The organism is Rhodococcus sp. 077-4 (assembly GCF_047782425.1).
Lineage (GTDB): Bacteria > Actinomycetota > Actinomycetes > Mycobacteriales > Mycobacteriaceae > Rhodococcoides.
Genome location: NZ_JAJPWC010000002.1, coordinates 1205637 through 1223219, shown reverse-complemented (window position 1 = coordinate 1223219; position 17583 = coordinate 1205637). Strand labels below are relative to the sequence as shown.

General features: G+C 64.7%; 15 protein-coding genes. 7 read left to right on the top strand and 8 right to left on the bottom strand.

Annotation, left to right across the window (positions count from 1 at the left end; genetic code table 11):
- The first annotated feature begins 56 nt into the window (after nucleotides 1–56).
- Nucleotides 57–2867 (top strand): aconitate hydratase, encoded by a 2811-nt coding sequence (locus ACNEOT_RS15035; RefSeq protein ID WP_415974821.1) that lies wholly within the window; start codon nucleotides 57–59, stop codon nucleotides 2865–2867.
- A gap of 114 nt (nucleotides 2868–2981) precedes the next feature.
- Nucleotides 2982–3548 carry a TetR/AcrR family transcriptional regulator gene (locus tag ACNEOT_RS15030; protein WP_415974820.1) on the top strand — a complete coding sequence of 189 codons (567 nt, stop codon included), beginning with the start codon at nucleotides 2982–2984 and terminating at the stop codon, nucleotides 3546–3548.
- 6 nt (nucleotides 3549–3554) lie between these two features.
- Here ACNEOT_RS15030 and ACNEOT_RS15025 read toward each other — a convergent pair whose 3' ends face one another.
- Nucleotides 3555–5186 (bottom strand): ABC-F family ATP-binding cassette domain-containing protein, encoded by a 1632-nt coding sequence (locus ACNEOT_RS15025; protein WP_415974819.1) that lies wholly within the window; start codon nucleotides 5184–5186, stop codon nucleotides 3555–3557.
- Nucleotides 5187–5341: 155 nt separating this feature from the next.
- Between ACNEOT_RS15025 and ACNEOT_RS15020 the strand changes: the two genes are divergently transcribed.
- The 3 genes from ACNEOT_RS15020 to ACNEOT_RS15010 are packed head-to-tail and all read left to right on the top strand — an operon-like array spanning nucleotide 5342 to nucleotide 8263.
- Nucleotides 5342–6130, top strand: coding sequence for an SDR family oxidoreductase (locus ACNEOT_RS15020; protein WP_415974818.1), 789 nt, complete (start codon nucleotides 5342–5344; stop codon nucleotides 6128–6130).
- Nucleotides 6127–7272, top strand: coding sequence for a lycopene cyclase family protein (locus ACNEOT_RS15015; protein ID WP_415974817.1), 1146 nt, complete (start codon nucleotides 6127–6129; stop codon nucleotides 7270–7272). The genes ACNEOT_RS15020 and ACNEOT_RS15015 overlap by 4 nt, the downstream gene beginning before the upstream one ends.
- A 52-nt stretch (nucleotides 7273–7324) precedes the next feature.
- Complete coding sequence (locus tag ACNEOT_RS15010; protein ID WP_415974816.1) at nucleotides 7325–8263, top strand: Ku protein; 939 nt, start codon at nucleotides 7325–7327, stop codon at nucleotides 8261–8263.
- 20 nt (nucleotides 8264–8283) lie between these two features.
- On the opposite strand, the gene ACNEOT_RS15005 is transcribed toward ACNEOT_RS15010, so the two are convergent.
- Genes ACNEOT_RS15005 through ACNEOT_RS14975 form a run of 7 tightly spaced genes read right to left on the bottom strand, consistent with a single transcriptional unit; the run spans nucleotide 8284 to nucleotide 14734 of the window.
- The gene (locus tag ACNEOT_RS15005) at nucleotides 8284–8658 is read right to left on the bottom strand and encodes a metal-sulfur cluster assembly factor (RefSeq protein WP_415974815.1); all 375 of its coding nucleotides are present in this window, start codon (nucleotides 8656–8658) and stop codon (nucleotides 8284–8286) included.
- A complete protein-coding gene (sufU, locus tag ACNEOT_RS15000) occupies nucleotides 8655–9152 on the bottom strand; it encodes a Fe-S cluster assembly sulfur transfer protein SufU (protein ID WP_415974814.1) in 498 nt (165 codons plus the stop codon). Before sufU ends, ACNEOT_RS15005 begins: the two co-directional genes overlap by 4 nt.
- Nucleotides 9153–10445: a cysteine desulfurase gene (locus ACNEOT_RS14995; RefSeq protein WP_415974812.1), complete on the bottom strand. Its 1293-nt coding sequence runs from the start codon at nucleotides 10443–10445 to the stop codon at nucleotides 9153–9155.
- Nucleotides 10442–11218 carry a Fe-S cluster assembly ATPase SufC gene (gene sufC, locus ACNEOT_RS14990; RefSeq protein ID WP_415974810.1) on the bottom strand — a complete coding sequence of 259 codons (777 nt, stop codon included), beginning with the start codon at nucleotides 11216–11218 and terminating at the stop codon, nucleotides 10442–10444. The genes ACNEOT_RS14995 and sufC overlap by 4 nt, the downstream gene beginning before the upstream one ends.
- A 43-nt stretch (nucleotides 11219–11261) precedes the next feature.
- Nucleotides 11262–12470 carry a Fe-S cluster assembly protein SufD gene (gene sufD / locus ACNEOT_RS14985; protein WP_415974809.1) on the bottom strand — a complete coding sequence of 403 codons (1209 nt, stop codon included), beginning with the start codon at nucleotides 12468–12470 and terminating at the stop codon, nucleotides 11262–11264.
- Nucleotides 12471–13916 carry a Fe-S cluster assembly protein SufB gene (gene sufB, locus ACNEOT_RS14980; protein WP_032377835.1) on the bottom strand — a complete coding sequence of 482 codons (1446 nt, stop codon included), beginning with the start codon at nucleotides 13914–13916 and terminating at the stop codon, nucleotides 12471–12473.
- Nucleotides 13913–14734, bottom strand: a complete 822-nt coding sequence (locus tag ACNEOT_RS14975; RefSeq protein WP_415974808.1) for a helix-turn-helix transcriptional regulator — start codon at nucleotides 14732–14734, stop codon at nucleotides 13913–13915. The genes sufB and ACNEOT_RS14975 overlap by 4 nt, the downstream gene beginning before the upstream one ends.
- Nucleotides 14735–14969: 235 nt before the next feature.
- Between ACNEOT_RS14975 and mptB the strand changes: the two genes are divergently transcribed.
- Nucleotides 14970–16640 carry a polyprenol phosphomannose-dependent alpha 1,6 mannosyltransferase MptB gene (gene mptB, locus ACNEOT_RS14970; protein ID WP_415975197.1) on the top strand — a complete coding sequence of 557 codons (1671 nt, stop codon included), beginning with the start codon at nucleotides 14970–14972 and terminating at the stop codon, nucleotides 16638–16640.
- On the top strand, nucleotides 16637–17581 hold the full coding sequence (locus tag ACNEOT_RS14965; RefSeq protein ID WP_415974807.1) for an ABC transporter ATP-binding protein: 945 nt from the start codon (nucleotides 16637–16639) through the stop codon (nucleotides 17579–17581). Before mptB ends, ACNEOT_RS14965 begins: the two co-directional genes overlap by 4 nt.
- Nucleotides 17582–17583: the final 2 nt, after the last annotated feature.

Below are 17583 nucleotides of genomic sequence, written 5' to 3'. Positions count from 1 at the left end.
TTCAACCGTCGACACAGCCCCGTCGGCGGTGTGCCTCAGAGACGAGTGGAGCAGAAGTGACCGCAAGTAATGATTCATTCGGTGCAAAGGGCACCCTCGAAGTCGGCGAGAACTCGTACGAGATCTTCCGACTGTCGGCCTTGCCCGGTGCCGAGAAACTGCCCTACGCGCTGAAGGTCCTCGCGGAGAACCTCCTTCGCACCGAGGACGGCGCCAACATCACCGCCGACCACATCCGTTCGATTGCCTCGTGGGATCCGTCCGCGGAGCCGAGCTTCGAAATTCAGTTCACCCCTGCACGCGTCATCATGCAGGACTTCACCGGCGTGCCGTGCATCGTCGACCTCGCCACGATGCGTGAAGCCGTCACCACCTTGGGTGGCGACCCCAACAAGGTCAACCCCCTCTCCCCCGCCGACATGGTCATCGACCACTCGGTCATCCTCGACGTCTTCGGCCGCGCCGATGCCCTCGAGCGCAACGTCGATCTCGAGTACGAGCGCAACGGCGAGCGTTACCAGTTCCTGCGTTGGGGACAGGGCGCATTCGACGATTTCAAGGTCGTCCCCCCGGGCATGGGCATCGTGCACCAGGTCAACATCGAGTACCTGGCACCGACCATCATGACTCGCAAGGGCCAGGCCTACCCCGACACCTGCGTCGGCACCGACTCGCACACCACGATGGTCAACGGCCTGGGTGTGCTGGGCTGGGGCGTCGGCGGCATCGAGGCCGAGGCAGCCATGCTCGGCCAGCCCGTCTCGATGCTCATCCCGCGCGTCGTCGGCTTCAAGCTCTCCGGTGAGATCCAGCCCGGCGTCACCGCGACCGACGTGGTGCTGACCGCGACCGAGATGCTGCGCAAGCACGGCGTCGTCGGTAAGTTCGTCGAGTTCTACGGCGAGGGTGTGGCCGAGGTTCCGCTCGCGAACCGCGCCACCCTGGGCAACATGAGCCCCGAGTTCGGTTCCACCGCAGCAATTTTCCCGATCGACGAAGAGACGATCAACTACCTGCGCCTCACCGGCCGCAGCGACGAGCAGCTCGCGCTCGTCGAGGCGTACGCCAAGGAACAGGGCATGTGGCACGACCCGAAGAACGAGGCCGTGTACTCCGAGTACATCGAGCTCGACCTCAACACGGTCGTTCCGTCCATCGCAGGCCCGAAGCGCCCGCAGGACCGAATCCTGTTGTCCGAGTCCAAGATCGCGTTCCGCAAGGACATCCACAACTACGTCGAGGAGAACCACCCGGCGCACGAGGGTGACAGCAAGCTCGACGAGGCACTCGACGAATCGTTCCCGGCCAGCGACTCCGCGTCGCTGAGCTTCGCCGAAGAGGACTCCGTCGACGTTCGTTCGGCCGCTTACGGTTCCGAGGGTCGTCCGAGCAAGCCGGTTCGCGTCACCACCGACGAAGCCGGCGAGTTCGTCCTCGATCACGGTGCCGTCGTGGTTGCAGGCATCACCTCCTGCACCAACACCTCGAACCCGTCGGTCATGCTCGGTGCAGCGCTGCTCGCCCGCAATGCCGTGGAGAAGGGCCTGTCCACCAAGCCCTGGGTCAAGACCAACATGGCGCCCGGCTCGCAGGTCGTCACCGACTACTACGAGAAGGCCGGCCTGTGGCCGTACCTCGAGAAGCTGGGCTACTACCTCGGCGGTTACGGCTGCACCACGTGTATCGGTAACACCGGCCCGCTGCTCGAGCCGATCTCGAAGGCGATCAACGACAACGACCTCTCGGTCACCGCAGTGCTGTCGGGCAACCGCAACTTCGAGGGTCGCATCTCCCCCGACGTGAAGATGAACTACCTGGCGTCACCGCCGCTGGTCATCGCCTACGGCCTGGCGGGCACGATGGACTTCGACTTCGAGACCGATGCGCTCGGCGAGGACCACGAGGGCAACCCCGTGTTCCTGAAGGACATCTGGCCGTCCTCGCAGGAAATCGAAGAGACCATCCAGTCCTCGATCAGTCGGGACATGTTCAGCAAGTCCTACGAGACGATCTTCGCCGGTGACAGCCGCTGGCAGAACCTCTCGACCCCCGAAGGCGACACGTTCGAGTGGGATCCCAAGTCCACGTACGTGCGCAAGCCTCCGTACTTCGACGGCATGACGATGGACCCGGCTCCGGTCGAGGACATCACGGGTGCACGCGTGTTGGCTCTGCTCGGCGATTCGGTCACCACCGACCACATCAGCCCGGCCGGACCCATCAAGGCAGGCACGCCCGCCGCGCAGTACCTGGACTCGCACGGCGTCGAGCGCAAGGACTACAACTCGCTCGGTTCGCGTCGCGGAAACCACGAGGTCATGATTCGCGGAACGTTCGCGAACATCCGCCTCAAGAACCAACTCCTCGACGACGTCTCGGGCGGCTACACCCGCGACTTCACGCAGGACGGTGGACCGCAGTCCTTCATCTACGACGCGTCGCAGAACTACCAGAAGGCCGGCATCCCGCTGGTCGTGCTGGGCGGCAAGGAGTACGGCAGCGGCTCCTCGCGCGACTGGGCCGCCAAGGGCACCTCGCTCCTCGGCGTCAAGGCCGTCATCACCGAGTCGTTCGAGCGCATCCACCGCTCCAACCTCATCGGCATGGGCGTCGTTCCCCTGCAGTTCCCGGCCGGTGAGAGCGCGTCGTCGCTCAAGCTCGACGGCACCGAGACGTTCGACATCGTCGGCGTCGCGAAGCTGAACGAGGGTACAACCCCGAAGACGATGACCGTCATCGCGACCAAGGAAGACGGCTCGAAGGTCGAGTTCGAGGCCGTGGTTCGCATCGACACCCCGGGTGAAGCGGATTACTACCGCAACGGTGGCATCCTGCAGTACGTGCTGCGCAACATGATCAGAGGCTGAGTGCGCGTCATCTGACGTACGCCTTGCAGCGGCGATGGGCCCGGAACCGACAACGTGTTTCCGGGCCCATCGCCGTATCGGTCGAGGCCCTCATCGAAAGTAGGGAACTCACACGTGCCCAAGGTCAGCGAAGACCACCTGGCCGCCCGCCGAAGCGAGATTCTCGACGGCGCGCGAAAGTGCTTCGGCGAGTTCGGTTACGAAGGCGCGACGGTACGACGCCTGGAAGAAGCAACCGGTCTCTCGCGCGGAGCCATATTCCACCATTTCAAGGACAAGGACGGCCTGTTCCTGGCGTTGGCGCAAGAAGACGCCCGACGCATGGCAGAGGTCGCGGCCACCCAGGGCTTGGTCCAGGTGATGCGAGACATGCTGGCGCAACCCGAGCAGTTCGAGTGGCTCGGAACCCGGCTCGAGATCACCCGGCGACTGCGCACCGACGCCGATTTCCGGACCAGCTGGGCCGAGCGTTCGGCGGAACTGACCGACGCGACTCTCGGCCGGCTCGAACGTCAGAAGACCGCGGGAAGACTGCGTGACGATGTCCCCAACGACGTCTTGGCCGATTACCTGGATCTCGTGCTGGACGGTCTGGTCGCTCGGATAGCGTCCGGTCAGGGTGGGTCCAACCTGGCGGCAATCCTCGACCTGGTCGAAGAATCGGTCCGCAGGCAGGACTGAGCACTGTTACGCGAGCTGGATCAGTTCCAGGTATTCCTGCGACCAGTGGTCCTCGGTCCCGTCGGGGAGCAGAATCACCCGTTCGGGTGAGAGCGCTTCCGCGGCACCGGGATCGTGGGTGACGAGTACGACGGCACCCTTGTAGCTACGGAGTGCGTCGAGGACCTGCTCACGCGAGATCGGGTCCAGGTTGTTGGTCGGTTCGTCCAGCAGCAGTACGTTCGCTGCCGACGACACCAACCCGGCGAGCGCCAATCGGGTCTTCTCGCCGCCGGACAACGTACCTGCAGGCTGGTCGAGCTGGGGGCCGGTGAACATGAAGGCTCCGAGCAGCGATCGCAGTTCCTGCTCGCCGGTGTCGGGTGCCGCGTGCCGGATGTTCTCCCAGACCGACGCGTGATCGTCGAGGGTGTCGTGTTCCTGTGCGAAGTATCCGACGCGCATGCCGTGGCCGGGTTCGATCTCTCCGGTGTCGGCCTTCTCGGTTCCGGCGAGGATGCGCAGCAGCGTCGTCTTGCCCGCGCCGTTGAGTCCGAGCACCACGACGCGGCTGCCTCGGTCGATCGCCAGGTCGACGCCGGCGAAGATCTCCAGAGACCCGTACATCTTGGTCAGGTTCTTCGCCATCAGCGGTGTCTTGCCGCACGGTGCCGGCTCGGGGAAACGAATGTGAGCGACCTTGTCGGACACTCGCTCGGCGTCGAGGTTGGCCATCAGCTTGTCGGCGCGCTTCGCCATGTTCTGTGCTGCAACGGCTTTGGTGGCCTTCGCGCCCATCTTGGCAGCCTGCACGCGCAGTGCTCCGGCCTTCTTCTCGGCGTTGGCGCGCTCGCGACGGCGCCGCTGCTCGTCCGTGGCGCGGGCGTCGAGGTACTTCTTCCAGTTCATGTTGTAGATGTCTGCTTCCCCGCGCACGGCGTCGAGGAACCACACCCTGTTCACGACGTCCCCGAGCAGCTCGACATCGTGACTGATGACGATCAGTCCGCCCTCGTGGCTCTGCAGGAATCCGCGCAGCCAGGTGATGGAATCGGCGTCGAGGTGGTTGGTCGGCTCGTCGAGGAGCAACGTCGTGTTCGAGCGTCCGCCACTACCGTCGGACGCGGCGAACAGAATGCGGGCCAGCTCGACTCGGCGACGCTGACCACCGGACAGTGTCCGCAGTGGCTGGCCGAGGATGCGGTCGGCCAAGCCGAGGCTGTTGCAGATGCGCGCAGCTTCGCTCTCGGCTTCGTAGCCACCGAGGGAGGCGAAGCGTTCTTCGAGTTCGCCGTACTTGCGGACGGCCTTGTCGAGCAACGCCTCGTCCGCGACCTCGGCCATCAGCGCCTGCTGCTTCTCCATACTGTGCAGGAGGGTGTCCAGGCCCCGGGCCGAGAGCACCCGATCCCTGGCCAGCACGTCGAGATCGCCTTCTTTGGGGTCCTGCGGCAGGTAGCCGAGGTCGCCGGTACGCACGACCTCGCCCGCGTACGGCTCACCTTCGCCTGCCAGGATGCGCAGAGTCGTGGTCTTGCCTGCACCGTTACGACCCACCAACCCGATGCGGTCGCCTGCCTGGACACGGAGCGCGGGCCCCTCGGTGGACAGAAGGGTCCGCACACCGGCACGAACTTCCAGGTCGGTGGCGGTGATCACGCGTGAGCTCCTAGCGATTGCCGAACAAGATCGTTGCCCGTCGACCGACGGGCGAACACAGGTGCGCCGAAGCACGGCACAGCAAACCCCCATTTTAGCTCAGCATTCACGTGCCCTCACCCAGTAACGACGGTGACACCGGTAACGTCTGATCGATGACCGACGCCTTCGAAACGGACTCTGCAACCAGCGCGCCGACCCTCGACCTCACCGGGCGCACCGCGCTCGTCACCGGAGGTAGTAGGGGCATCGGTAAGGCGATCGCCGCGGAACTGCTCGCTCGCGGAGCGAACGTGGCCATCACCGCACGCAAACGGGAACCGCTCGTTGCGGCGGCAGCCGAACTCGGCGATTCCGTACTCGCGATCGACGGCAATGCAGGTGATCCGGAGCACCGACGCGACGCGGTGACGAGAACCGTCGAGACGTTCGGTTCCCTGGACATCTTGGTGAACAACACCGGTATCAATCCCGTGTACGGCTCGCTGATGGACGCCGACCTGGCGGGTGTGAGCAAGATTTTCGACACCAATGTCGTCGGCACTCTCGGCTTCGTCCAGCAGGCGTTCCATGCCTGGATGGGTGAGAACGGCGGCGCTATCGTCAACATTGCGAGCGTGGCGGGTATCCGCTCCACCGGCGTGATCGCCGCGTACGGCGCATCGAAAGCTGCCTTGATCCGCCTCACCGAGGAGCTCGCCTGGCAGCTCGGGCCGAAAATTCGCGTCAATGCGGTGGCACCGGGTGTGGTGAAGACCAAGTTCGCGGAGGCTCTCGTTGCCAACGGAGAAGACGCAGCCGCGGCCGGCTATCCGATGAAGCGTCTCGGAAACCCGGAAGATGTAGCGGCTCTGGTCGCATTCCTGGTCTCGGACGCGTCCTCCTGGATCACCGGCGAGACCGTGCGCGTGGACGGTGGTTTGCTCGCCACCGGCGGAATGTGAACGATTACTCGGCCGACGTCGCTGTCGTCGGACTCGGCCCGGCGGGGCGGGCCGTTGCGCACCGATGTGCAGAGGCCGGACTCGACGTCCTCGTGCTCGATCCGCACCCGGCGCGGACGTGGACGCCGACCTACTCTGCCTGGGCCGACGAGTTACCGTCGTGGTTGCCCGCGGAAGCAGTCGCCTCGACCGCGCAGAAGCCGGCTGTGTGGACCGATCACCACCGGATCATCGATCGGTCGTACTGCGTGCTGCACACACCGAAACTTCAAGCAACCCTGTCTCTGGACCGAGTGCGCGTACTGGCCGGAGCAGCCGTCGATGTCACAGGTTCTCGTGTGACGACAACCGATGGGACCACCATCGACGCGCTGCATGTCGTCGATGCCCGCGGGACGCTCGATTCTCGCGATCTCGCGCAGCAAACCGCTTTCGGCATCGTCGTCGAACGGGACCGCGCCGAACCGATTCTCGAAGGGTCCGACGCCTGGTTCATGGACTGGCGCACCGACAACGGCGCTCGACCCGGCGAAGCCCCGAGTTTCCTGTACGCCGTGGCGCTCGACGATGATCGAATTCTGCTCGAGGAGACGTGCCTGGTAGGCCGACCGGCGCTGGATCTCGCGGTCCTTCGCAAACGTTTGCATCACCGTCTGGCGAACCGCAATGTGAAACCGAACGGCCAGGAGGATGTAGAGCGAGTTCGCTTCTCGGTCGAGCCACCGCCTCGGTCGCTGCTGCACACCGGGCGAAGCGGTCCGGTGCTGTTCGGATCTCGCTCGAATCTGATGCACCCCGCCACGGGCTACAGCGTGGCAGCGTCCCTGGCCTCGGCGGATGTTCTCGTCGACCGGTTCCGTGACGGGGATCGACCGCGGCGCCGCCGCGCACTCAACATCTGGACAGTGCAGAAGCTGCGAAACCTGGGGCTGCGTACGGCGCTCGCACTCGAACCGGAGATGGTTCCCCAGTTCTTCTCCAGCTTCTTCTCACTACCGGTCGAACTGCAGCGCTCGTACCTCTCAGGCCACGACGACGCTCTCGGGACGATGACCGCGATGCTGCGGATGTTTCCGACGCTGCCATCATCGGCCAGGCTGGCGATAGCGCGCACGATCGTGCATCGAACGTCCCGCAGCTGAGTTTCTTCGCCAACGGTCGACACGCGGGTGCCCGGTCGGCGATCATTGACAGATGCGCAGCATATGGAAGGGCTCGATTGCCTTCGGACTGGTCAACGTTCCGGTGAAGGTCTACTCGGCCACCGAGCAGCACGACATCAGGTTCCATCAGGTGCACGCGAAGGACGGCGGTCGCATCAAGTACGACCGCATCTGCCAGGAATGCGGCAAGTCGGTGCAGTTCGCCGATATCGACAAGGCCTACGACTCCCCCGACGGCGAACGTGTGATCCTCACCGACGACGATTTCGACAAGCTCCCAGCAGCGGAGAAGCACGAGATCCCTGTTCTGGAATTCGTGCCGACCGAGCAGATCGATCCGATTCTCTACGACAAGAGCTACTTCCTCGAGCCGGACTCCGCGTCACCGAAGGCGTACGTACTGCTACGGGAAACTTTGGAAGAGACCGAGCGCACTGCGCTGGTGCACTTCACTCTGCGGCAGAAAACTCGGCTGGCCGCGCTGCGGGTGCGCGACGACGTCTTGGTGATCCAGACGCTGCTGTGGCCGGACGAGGTCAGGGCCGCTGAGTTTCCTTCGCTCGAGGATGCACCGTCCGCGCGTCCGCAGGAAGTCAAGATGGCGACGTCGCTGGTCGAGAGCATGTCCTCGGAATTCGATCCCACCGAGTACACGGACGACTACCAGATCGAATTGCGAAAGCTGATCGACGAGACGCTTGCCAACGGTGGCGAGAAAGTCGTGCACACCGAGGCAGAATCCGACGACGACGGCGAGGACGCCGAAGTGGTCGACCTCGTGGCTGCGTTGCAACGCAGCGTCGAGGCGGCCGGTAAGAACGCCAAATCGGGGTCCACCACTACGACTCCGGCGAAGAAGGCACCCGCGAAGAAAGCGGCGGCCAAGAAGGCCCCGGCCAAGAAAGCCGCGGCGAAGAAGTCGGCTCCCGCGAAGGCAGATGCCAAGGACGCCGAAGCCAAAGGTGCCTGACGGCACCCAGCGGCCCTACGTCAGACGGTGAAGCCGAGAGCCCTGAGCTGCTCGCGTCCGTCGTCGGTGATCTTGTCGGGACCCCACGGCGGCATCCAGACCCAGTTGATCTTCAGGTCGGCGGCAAGCCCGCTGCGCACGAGCGCGCCGCGGGCCTGATCCTCGATGACGTCGGTCAGCGGGCAGGCCGCAGAGGTGAGCGTCATGTCCACCGTGACGATGTCTTCGGCGTCGATCTTGATGTCGTAGACCAGCCCCAGGTCGACGACGTTGATGCCGAGTTCGGGGTCGACGACGTCGCGCATCGCTTCTTCGAGATCCTCGAGCACTTTGATCTCTTCGGCGGTCAATTCCGTCGGTGTGGTCTCCGGCGTCGTCTCTGTTGCGTCCGTCATGATTGCTGTCCTCCGGAAAATGCCGACTGGGCGGTCTCGCCTGTCGTGGGTGTCGAATCTGCGTCCACTACTTGAACAACCGCGTCCTTGAAAGCCATCCAACCCAGGAGCGCGCACTTGACGCGGGCCGGGTACTTGGCCACACCGGCGAACGCGATTCCATCACCGATGACATCCTCGTCACCCTCGACGGTACCTCTGCTGCCGACCATCTCACTGAACGCGTCGACGGTCTTCAGAGCCTCGGCGACGGTCAGGCCGACGACCTGATCGGTCAGAACCGACGTCGCGGCCTGACTGATCGAGCAACCCTGGCCGTCGTACGAGACATCGGCGACGGTGCCGTCCTCGATCTGCACACGGAGGGTCACCTCGTCACCGCAGGTGGGGTTGACGTGATGCACCTGAGCACCGAACGGCTCGCGCAGCCCGCGGCCGTGCGGGTGCTTGTAGTGATCGAGGATCACTTCCTGATACATCTGTTCCATCCGCATCTACAGCTGACCTCCCGCGCCTGCGTCGGCGGTACCGAAGAACGCCTGCGCGCGGCGGATCGCCTGCGCGAGAACCTGCACTTCCTCGACCGTGTTGTACAGCGCGAACGAGGCGCGAGCCGTCGCAGCCACACCGAACCGGCGATGTAGTGGCCATGCGCAGTGATGCCCGACGCGGATGGCGACGCCCTCGTCGTCCAGGATCTGCCCGAGGTCGTGGGCGTGGATTCCGTCGACGACGAACGACACTGCCGAACCGCGGTCGACGTTCTCGGTGGGGCCGATGACTCGGACCCCGTCGATCTTCGCGAACTCGGCGAGAGTTGCTGCGACCAGGGTCTTCTCGTGCGCTGCAACGACATCGATGCCGATGTTCTCCAGATAGCGCACAGCAGCGCCGAGTCCGACCACCTGCGAGGTCATCGGAACTCCGGCCTCGAACCGCTGCGGAGGCGCAGCGAAAGTCGTCTTCTCCATCGTCACGGTCTCGATCATCGAGCCACCGGTGATGAACGGGGGCATCGCCTCGAGCAGTGCGGCCTTGCCGTAGAGAACGCCAACACCCGAGGGCCCGAGCATCTTGTGACCGGAGAACGCAGCGTAGTCGACGTCGAGCGCGTGGAAATCGACCTTCATGTGCGGCACCGACTGGCACGCATCGAGAACGACGAGTGCGCCCACGGACCTGGCTCGACGCACCAATTCCTCGACCGGAGCAACGGCACCGGTCACGTTGGACTGATGAGTGAACGCGAGAACCTTGACGGCGGAGGACAATTCGAGCGAGTCGAGATCGATTCGTCCGTCGTCGGTGACGCCGTACCAGCGCAGAGTCGCACCTGTCCTGGCCGCAAGTTCTTGCCAGGGAACGAGATTGGCGTGATGCTCGAGTTCGGTCACGACGATTTCGTCGCCCGGACCGAGATGCCGATCGAAGCGCTGGTCGGCCAGAACGTACGTGACCAGGTTGAGCGACTCGGTGGCGTTCTTGGTGAACACGATTTCGTCGACATCCGCCCCGACGAACGACGCGATGGCGCCGCGAGCGCCCTCGTAGGCGTCGGTGGCTTCCTCGGCCAACTGATGTGCCCCGCGGTGTACGGCAGCGTTGCAGGTGGTCAGAAACTCCCGCTCGGCGTCGAGTACCTGTACGGGCCGCTGCGAGGTAGCGCCGGAGTCCAAGTACACCAGTGGCTTTCCGTCACGGACGGTGCGCGAGAGGATGGGGAAGTCGCGCCGAACGGTGGCGACATCGAACGATGCCGCTACCGTTGCCGGCGCAGCCGTACTCATGCTCCGGTGGTCGCGGCCTGGGCGTAGCCGGCGTATCCGTTGGCCTCCAGCTCGTCGGCCAGCTCGGCTCCGCCGGACTTCACGATCTCCCCGTTGACGAAGACGTGCACGAAGTCGGGCTTGATGTAGCGCAGGATGCGGGTGTAGTGCGTGATCAGTAGTACTCCGCCGTCCTCGCGCTCCTTGTATTTGTTGACGCCCTCGGAGACCACGCGCAGTGCGTCGACGTCGAGGCCGGAGTCGGTTTCGTCCAAAATGGCGATCTTCGGCTTGAGCAGTCCCAACTGAAGAATTTCGTGGCGCTTCTTCTCGCCGCCGGAGAATCCTTCGTTGACGTTGCGCTCGAGGAAGTTGGGCTCGATCTCGAGTTCGCTCATCGCGGTCTTGGCTTCCTTGACCCAGTGCCGCAGCTTCGGTGCTTCGCCTCGCACTGCGGTGGCGGCGGTGCGCAGGAAGTTCGACATCGACACTCCCGGCACCTCGACGGGGTACTGCATGGCCAGGAAGAGGCCTGCGCGAGCCCGCTCGTCGACGCTCATCTCGAGCACGTCTTCACCGTCGAGGGTGATGGTGCCGGAGGTGACCGTGTATTTCGGGTGACCCGCGATCGCGTACGACAGGGTGGACTTGCCGGAGCCGTTGGGCCCCATGATCGCGTGTGTCTCACCGGACTTCACGGTGAGGTCGACACCCTTGAGGATGTTGATGGGCTCCGCGGTCGAGTCGGAGTTGGCGACGCTGACGTGCAGGTCGCGGATTTCGAGTGTGGACATCTTCACGTTCCTTTGTGCAGTCGAGAAAGGTTCGGGGTGAGACCTACGCGCCGACGACGGCGAGTTCGGTCTCGATGGCAGCGTCCAGACGCTCCCGCACGGCGGGGACCGGAATCTTGTCGATGACCTCGTGGAAGAAGCCGCGAACGACGAGTCGGCGAGCGACTTCCTCGGAGATGCCTCGGGCGCGCAGGTAGAACAGCTGCTCGTCGTCGAAACGACCGGTGGCGCTGGCGTGGCCTGCTCCGACGATCTCCCCGGTCTCGATCTCGAGGTTGGGTACCGAGTCGGCGCGAGCACCGTCGGTGAGCACCAGGTTGCGGTTGAGCTCGTAGGTCTCGGTGCCCTCGGCCTCGGCGCGGATGAGAACGTCGCCGATCCAGACGGTGTGCGCGTCGTGCTTGCCCGGGCCTACTTCACCCTGAAGCGCACCCTTGTACATCACGTTGGACTTGCAGTGCGGAGCCGAATGGTCGACCAACAGGCGCTGCTCCAGGTGCTGCCCCGCATCGGCGAAGTACAGACCGAGGAGGTTCGCGTCACCACCGGGAGCGCTGTATCGGACGGTCGGGCTGATGCGCACCAGATCGCCGCCGAGGCTGACGTTGTAGTGCCGCAACACGGCGTCGCGTCCGAGCATCGCGTGGTGCGCCGCCACGTGTACGGCGTCGGACTGCCAGTCCTGAATGAGCACCACGTGCAACTGCGAGCTGTCGCCCAGAACGAACTCGACGTTCTCGGCGTACGTGCCGCTGCCTCGCTGGTCGATCACGACGGTGGCCCGCGCGAACGTGCCGAGACGAATCTGAACGTGACCGTAGGCGACGTGATCGACACCAGGTCCGTCGATGGTGATCTCGATCGGATCGGCTACCTCGACCTCGTTGGGCACGGAGACGATCGTGGCTTCGGTGAATGCCGAGAACGCTTGGGCGGCAATGCGATCGGCCGGTACCCCGGCCTTGCCGAGTCGATCGTCCTCGCGGCCGACGGTCTCCACGACCACCGACTCCGGAGCATCGACGGTGACCTGTGCGGCACCATCGGCGACGGCGGAACCGTCGTGCAGCCCGCGCAGCCGACGCAGCGGCGTGAAACGCCACAGCTCGTCACGACCGGACGGGATTTCGAACGCATTCACGTCGTAGGACGTGAACTGCGCGCCCTTGTTCTCGACGAGCTTCGTCTTGTCTTCCTTGGCCGGGTTCTCGGACGCGACAGCGCCGATCACTCCCGTGAGGGGGTTGTTCACTTATCCGACCGACCCTTCCATCTGCAGCTCGATGAGCCGGTTGAGCTCGAGGGCGTATTCCATCGGCAGTTCGCGGGCGATCGGCTCGACGAAGCCGCGCACGACCATCGCCATGGCCTCGTCCTCGGTCATGCCGCGGCTCATCAGGTAGAACAACTGATCGTCGCTGACCTTCGAGACGGTGGCCTCGTGGCCCATGGAGACGTCGTCCTCACGGATGTCGACGTAGGGGTACGTGTCGGAGCGGCTGATCGTGTCGACGAGCAACGCGTCGCACTTGACCGTCGATCGCGAGCCGTGCGCACCCTTGTTGATCTGGATCAGACCGCGGTAGGACGTCCGCCCGCCGCCACGGGCAACGGACTTGCTGACGATGTTCGAGGACGTGTGCGGTGCCAGGTGCAGCATCTTCGAGCCGGTGTCCTGGTGCTGGTCCGGGCCTGCGAACGCGACCGAGAGAACCTCGCCCTTGGCGTACTCGCCCGTCATCCACACGGCCGGGTACTTCATCGTGACCTTGGAGCCGATGTTGCCGTCGACCCACTCCATCGTTGCGCCCGCTTCGGCCTTGGCACGCTTGGTGACCAGGTTGTAGACGTTGTTCGACCAGTTCTGAATGGTCGTGTAGCGGCAACGGCCGCCCTTCTTGACGATGATCTCGACCACGGCGGAGTGCAGCGAATCCGACTTGTAGATCGGTGCGGTGCAGCCCTCGACGTAGTGCACGTAGGCACCTTCGTCGACGATGATCAGCGTGCGCTCGAACTGGCCCATGTTCTCGGTGTTGATCCGGAAGTACGCCTGTAGCGGGATGTCCACGTGGACGCCCGGCGGGATGTAGATGAACGATCCACCGGACCACACCGCAGTGTTCAGAGCGGAGAACTTGTTGTCGCCCGCCGGAATCACGGTGCCGAAGTACTCGCGGAACAGCTCCGGCTGCTCCTTGAGCGCGGTGTCGGTGTCGAGGAACAACACACCCTGCGCTTCGAGGTCCTCACGGATCGAGTGGTAGACCACCTCGGACTCGTACTGAGCGGCCACACCGGAGACGAGGCGCTGCTTCTCCGCCTCTGGGATGCCGAGCTTGTCGTACGTGTTCTTGATGTCCTCGGGCAGGTCTTCCCACGTTGCGGCCTGCTTCTCGCTGGACCGCACGAAGTACTTGATGTTGTCGAAATCGATGCCGTCGAGGTTGGAACCCCAGTTCGGCATCGGCTTGCGCTCGAACGTCTTGAGTGCCTTGAGGCGCGCCTCGAGCATCCACTCGGGCTCGCTCTTCTTCTGCGAGATGTCCCGAACGACGGCCTCGGAGAGACCGCGCTTGGCGCTTTCACCGGCTACGTCCGAGTCGGCCCAGCCGTATCCGTAGGTGCCGAGCGAGGCGATGGTCTCGTCCTGGGTCAGCGGCGCGGTGGGTGTCACCTGGTCTGGTGTGACGGTCATGCGGGCTCCTTCCGGAGGCGTGGGCGTTCTCCGACACGGGGCTGCGCGTCGGAAGTCTTCTTGTCGGAACTATCGGTATTCGAGTGCCGCGCCACCATGAGCGGCACGTGCGTCGTGCAGGCGCAGTTCCCGTTGGCGATGGTCGCCAAGCGCTGCACGTGTGTGCCGAGTATCTCGGCGAACGCGGTCTGCTCCGCCTCGCACAGCTCCGGAAACTCCGAAGCCACATGCGAGACCGGGCAATGGTGTTGGCAGATCTGCACACCGTTGCCGACCTGCCGGGTGGTGGCCGAGAACCCCGCTGCACTGAAGGCGTCGGCGATTCTCCCCGCCGCGTCCTCCACGGCATCGGCGTCGGCCCCCGTAGCAGGTTCGACATCGGCCACGATGGTGTTGACGCGTTGCCGAGCGAACGTCTCGATGGCCGCATCGCCGCCGATCTTGCGGAGCTGCCGCATGGCTGCACCAGCCAGATCGTCGTAGGTATGACCGAGACGGTTACGACCGGCTGCAGTGAGCTGGAAATGCTTCGCCGGACGCCCCCTACCACGCCGACGCGCACCCGCGGGTGTCGTGATACGGGCCTCACCTGCATCGATGAGTGCATCGAGGTGACGTCGGACACCTGCTGCGCTCAACCCCAACCGAGTGCCGATATCGGAGGCGGTGATGGGGCCTTCTTCGAGCAGTAGTGTGACCACTGCGCTCCGCGTCTGTCCCTCGGGGGCCGAGGCAGGTCGCACCGACGAAACGCCTGCGCCGGCGGCCGAGGATTCGACACTTCCCGGACGCACGAGCGAGCTATCGGTTGTTTTCACAACACCAGTGTGACGGAATTGCCGAACCCGGTCCAGCAAGGGTGCCCTATGCAGGTCACCGCCACGGGTGTTGTGACGCCGAGTCGAGGAGCACGGTGCAGGTCGCGCTCGGACGCACCGCTACGCTCCCTTTGTGGCATCGACCGACAGTGAGCACAGTTCCGAGCGCTCACCTTCCACGAGCGGCGCCGACTCGGCACAGGACTCCCGCACCTCGAAGGCCACCCCGTCGGCGATCGTCCGCAGATTCGTCCTGGCCCCCGCACGCCGCGTCATCGGCCTCGAGCCCACTCCACCGGGCAGCGTTGTCGCTACCTTGCACGGCGACGAGCAGGAAGCGCCGGGGCTGAACCCGTCCGAAACGGGCCAACTCCGAAACATCCGCCGATTCGGAGCCGCGGGCGCCCTGCTGATGGCGATCGGAGCCCTCGGCGCGGGAGCGCAGCCGGTGCTGCAGAATCCAGTCTTCGGCGTTCGATTCCTGAGTCTGCCGTCCCGAATGGCCACCTCCGCGCTGACCGTCACGATGACCGGCACCGTCATCGTGGTCATCGCCTGGTTGTTGCTGGGCAGATTTGCTCTCGGTCAGACGCGGTCCGGAACCATTCCGCGGCGACTGAGTCGATCTCAGATGGACCGCACACTGATGTTGTGGATTCTGCCGCTGTCTGTGGCGCCGCCGATGTTCTCGCGCGACGTCTACTCCTACCTTGCGCAGAGCGAGATCACGGCGCGCGGACTCGACCCCTACGAGGTCGGCCCTGCGACGGCCCTCGGCGTCGACAACGTGCTGACCCGAACCGTTCCCACGATCTGGCGCGACACGCCTGCACCGTACGGTCCGCTGTTCCTGTGGATGGGCCGCGGCATCACCTACCTGACCGGCGAGAACATCGTCGCCGGTATTTTTCTGCATCGCCTGCTGGCGTTGGCCGGCGTCGCGTTGATCGTGTGGGCGCTGCCGCGCCTGGCTCGACGCTGCGGCGTGGCCTCGGTGAGTGCGCTCTGGCTCGGCGCTGCGAACCCGTTGCTGCTCTTCCATCTGGTTGCCGGGATCCACAACGAGGCTCTGATGATCGGGATCATGCTTGCAGGCACCGAATTCGCACTGCGGGCCGTCGAACGCACTGGGGCACTGCGTCGGATCGACTTCGCTTTTCTCATCGGAGGAGCCGCCCTCATCGCCCTGTCCTCCACCGTCAAGATCCCGTCTCTCATCGCACTGGGTTTCGTTGGGATGGCGCTGTCCAAACGATGGGGTGGCACGCTCCGGTCCGTGGTGTACGTAGCGCTGCTTCTCGGCACGGTCGTCATCGTCGTGCAGGTCGCCGTCAGCCTGGGTAGCGGACTCGGCTTCGGCTGGATCGACACCCTCGGCACGGCAGGCGTCGTACGAAGTTGGATGTCGATCCCCACGATCCTCGGCTTGGGTACCGGATTCGTGGGAGTACTGCTCGGCCTCGGCGATCACACCACCGCTGTGTTGGGTCTCACTCGCCCGATCGCTGCCGTGGTCGCAGGCGTGATCGTCGTGCGCATGCTGATCGCGGTCCTACGCGGCAGAGTGCACCCGGTCGGCGCACTCGGTGTCGCGTTGGGTGCCGTGGTTCTGCTGTTCCCGGTGGTACAGCCCTGGTACCTGCTGTGGGCTGTGATTCCGCTGGCGGCCTGGGCCACGACCCCGTCGTTCCGCCGGCCCGCAATCGCGTTCTCGTCCCTGGTCAGCGTCATTCTCATGCCGAACGGCAGCGAGTACCAGCCCTTTCAGATAGTGCAGGCAGCGGTCATGACGATTCTGACCATCGCGGTGCTGTACCTGATCACACGGAACCGACTCCCCTGGCCCATTCGCACCGGACCACCGGCACAGGGCCGTACCGCCGACGAATACGCTGAGTCCTCGTGATCTCCGGGGCGTCGAACGCGACGCAACCTGTCGTGCAGTTGACCGACGTACGCAAGTCGTACGACGGCGTCACGGCCGTCGACGGCCTGAGCCTGAACATCGGGCCCGGCGAGGTTCTGGCACTGCTCGGCCCGAACGGTGCCGGAAAAACCACCACGGTCGAGATGTGCGAAGGCTTCGTGGTACCCGACAGCGGATCGGTTCGGGTCCTCGGACTGGATCCCATCGCCGAGTCGGCGCAGTTGCGTCCACGCATCGGCGTCATGCTTCAGGGCGGCGGCGCATACCCCGGGTCCAAGGCAGGCGAGATGCTCCAACTCGTCGCGTCGTACTCGGCCGACCCACTCGATCCGGCGTGGCTACTCGACTGCCTCGGTTTGACCTCCGCCGTGCGCACCCCGTACCGGCGGCTCTCCGGCGGGCAGCAGCAGCGTCTGGCGTTGGCCTGCGCCATCGTCGGTCGGCCCGAACTGGTGTTCCTCGACGAGCCGACGGCCGGACTGGACGCACAGGCCCGATTGCTGGTGTGGGAGCTGATCGACGCATTGCGCCGCGACGGAGTCGGTGTACTGCTCACGACGCATCTGATGGACGAGGCCGAGCAACTGGCCGATCGTCTGACGATCATCGACAACGGACGCGTCGTGGCCTCGGGAACGCCCTCGGAACTGACCAAGCAGGGTGCCGAAGGGCAACTACGGTTCACCGCTCCCCCCGGACTCGAACTGTCCATGCTCGACGCGGCACTTCCCCCGGGTTACGTACCGTCGGAACCGACGCCCGGTTCGTATGTGGTCTCCGGGGTGATCGAGCCGCAGATTCTGGTGATCGTCACGTCCTGGTGTGCGCAGCAGGACGTGCTGGCGACCGAGTTGCAGGTCGACCAGCGCCGTCTCGAGGACGTGTTCCTCGAGCTCACCGGTAGAGAATTGAGGAAGTGACG

What these genes read in the sequence shown, in the direction of transcription:
- ACNEOT_RS15020 (WP_415974818.1), top strand. Translation starts at nt 5,342, where the DNA reads ATGACCGACGCCTTCGAAACGGACTCTGCAACCAGCGCGCCGACCCTC.
- ACNEOT_RS15010 (WP_415974816.1), top strand. Translation starts at nt 7,325, where the DNA reads ATGCGCAGCATATGGAAGGGCTCGATTGCCTTCGGACTGGTCAACGTT.
- ACNEOT_RS15005 (WP_415974815.1), bottom strand. Translation starts at nt 8,658, where the DNA reads ATGACGGACGCAACAGAGACGACGCCGGAGACCACACCGACGGAATTG.
- sufU (WP_415974814.1), bottom strand. Translation starts at nt 9,152, where the DNA reads ATGCGGATGGAACAGATGTATCAGGAAGTGATCCTCGATCACTACAAG.
- ACNEOT_RS14995 (WP_415974812.1), bottom strand. Translation starts at nt 10,445, where the DNA reads ATGAGTACGGCTGCGCCGGCAACGGTAGCGGCATCGTTCGATGTCGCC.
- sufC (WP_415974810.1), bottom strand. Translation starts at nt 11,218, where the DNA reads ATGTCCACACTCGAAATCCGCGACCTGCACGTCAGCGTCGCCAACTCC.
- sufB (WP_032377835.1), bottom strand. Translation starts at nt 13,916, where the DNA reads ATGACCGTCACACCAGACCAGGTGACACCCACCGCGCCGCTGACCCAG.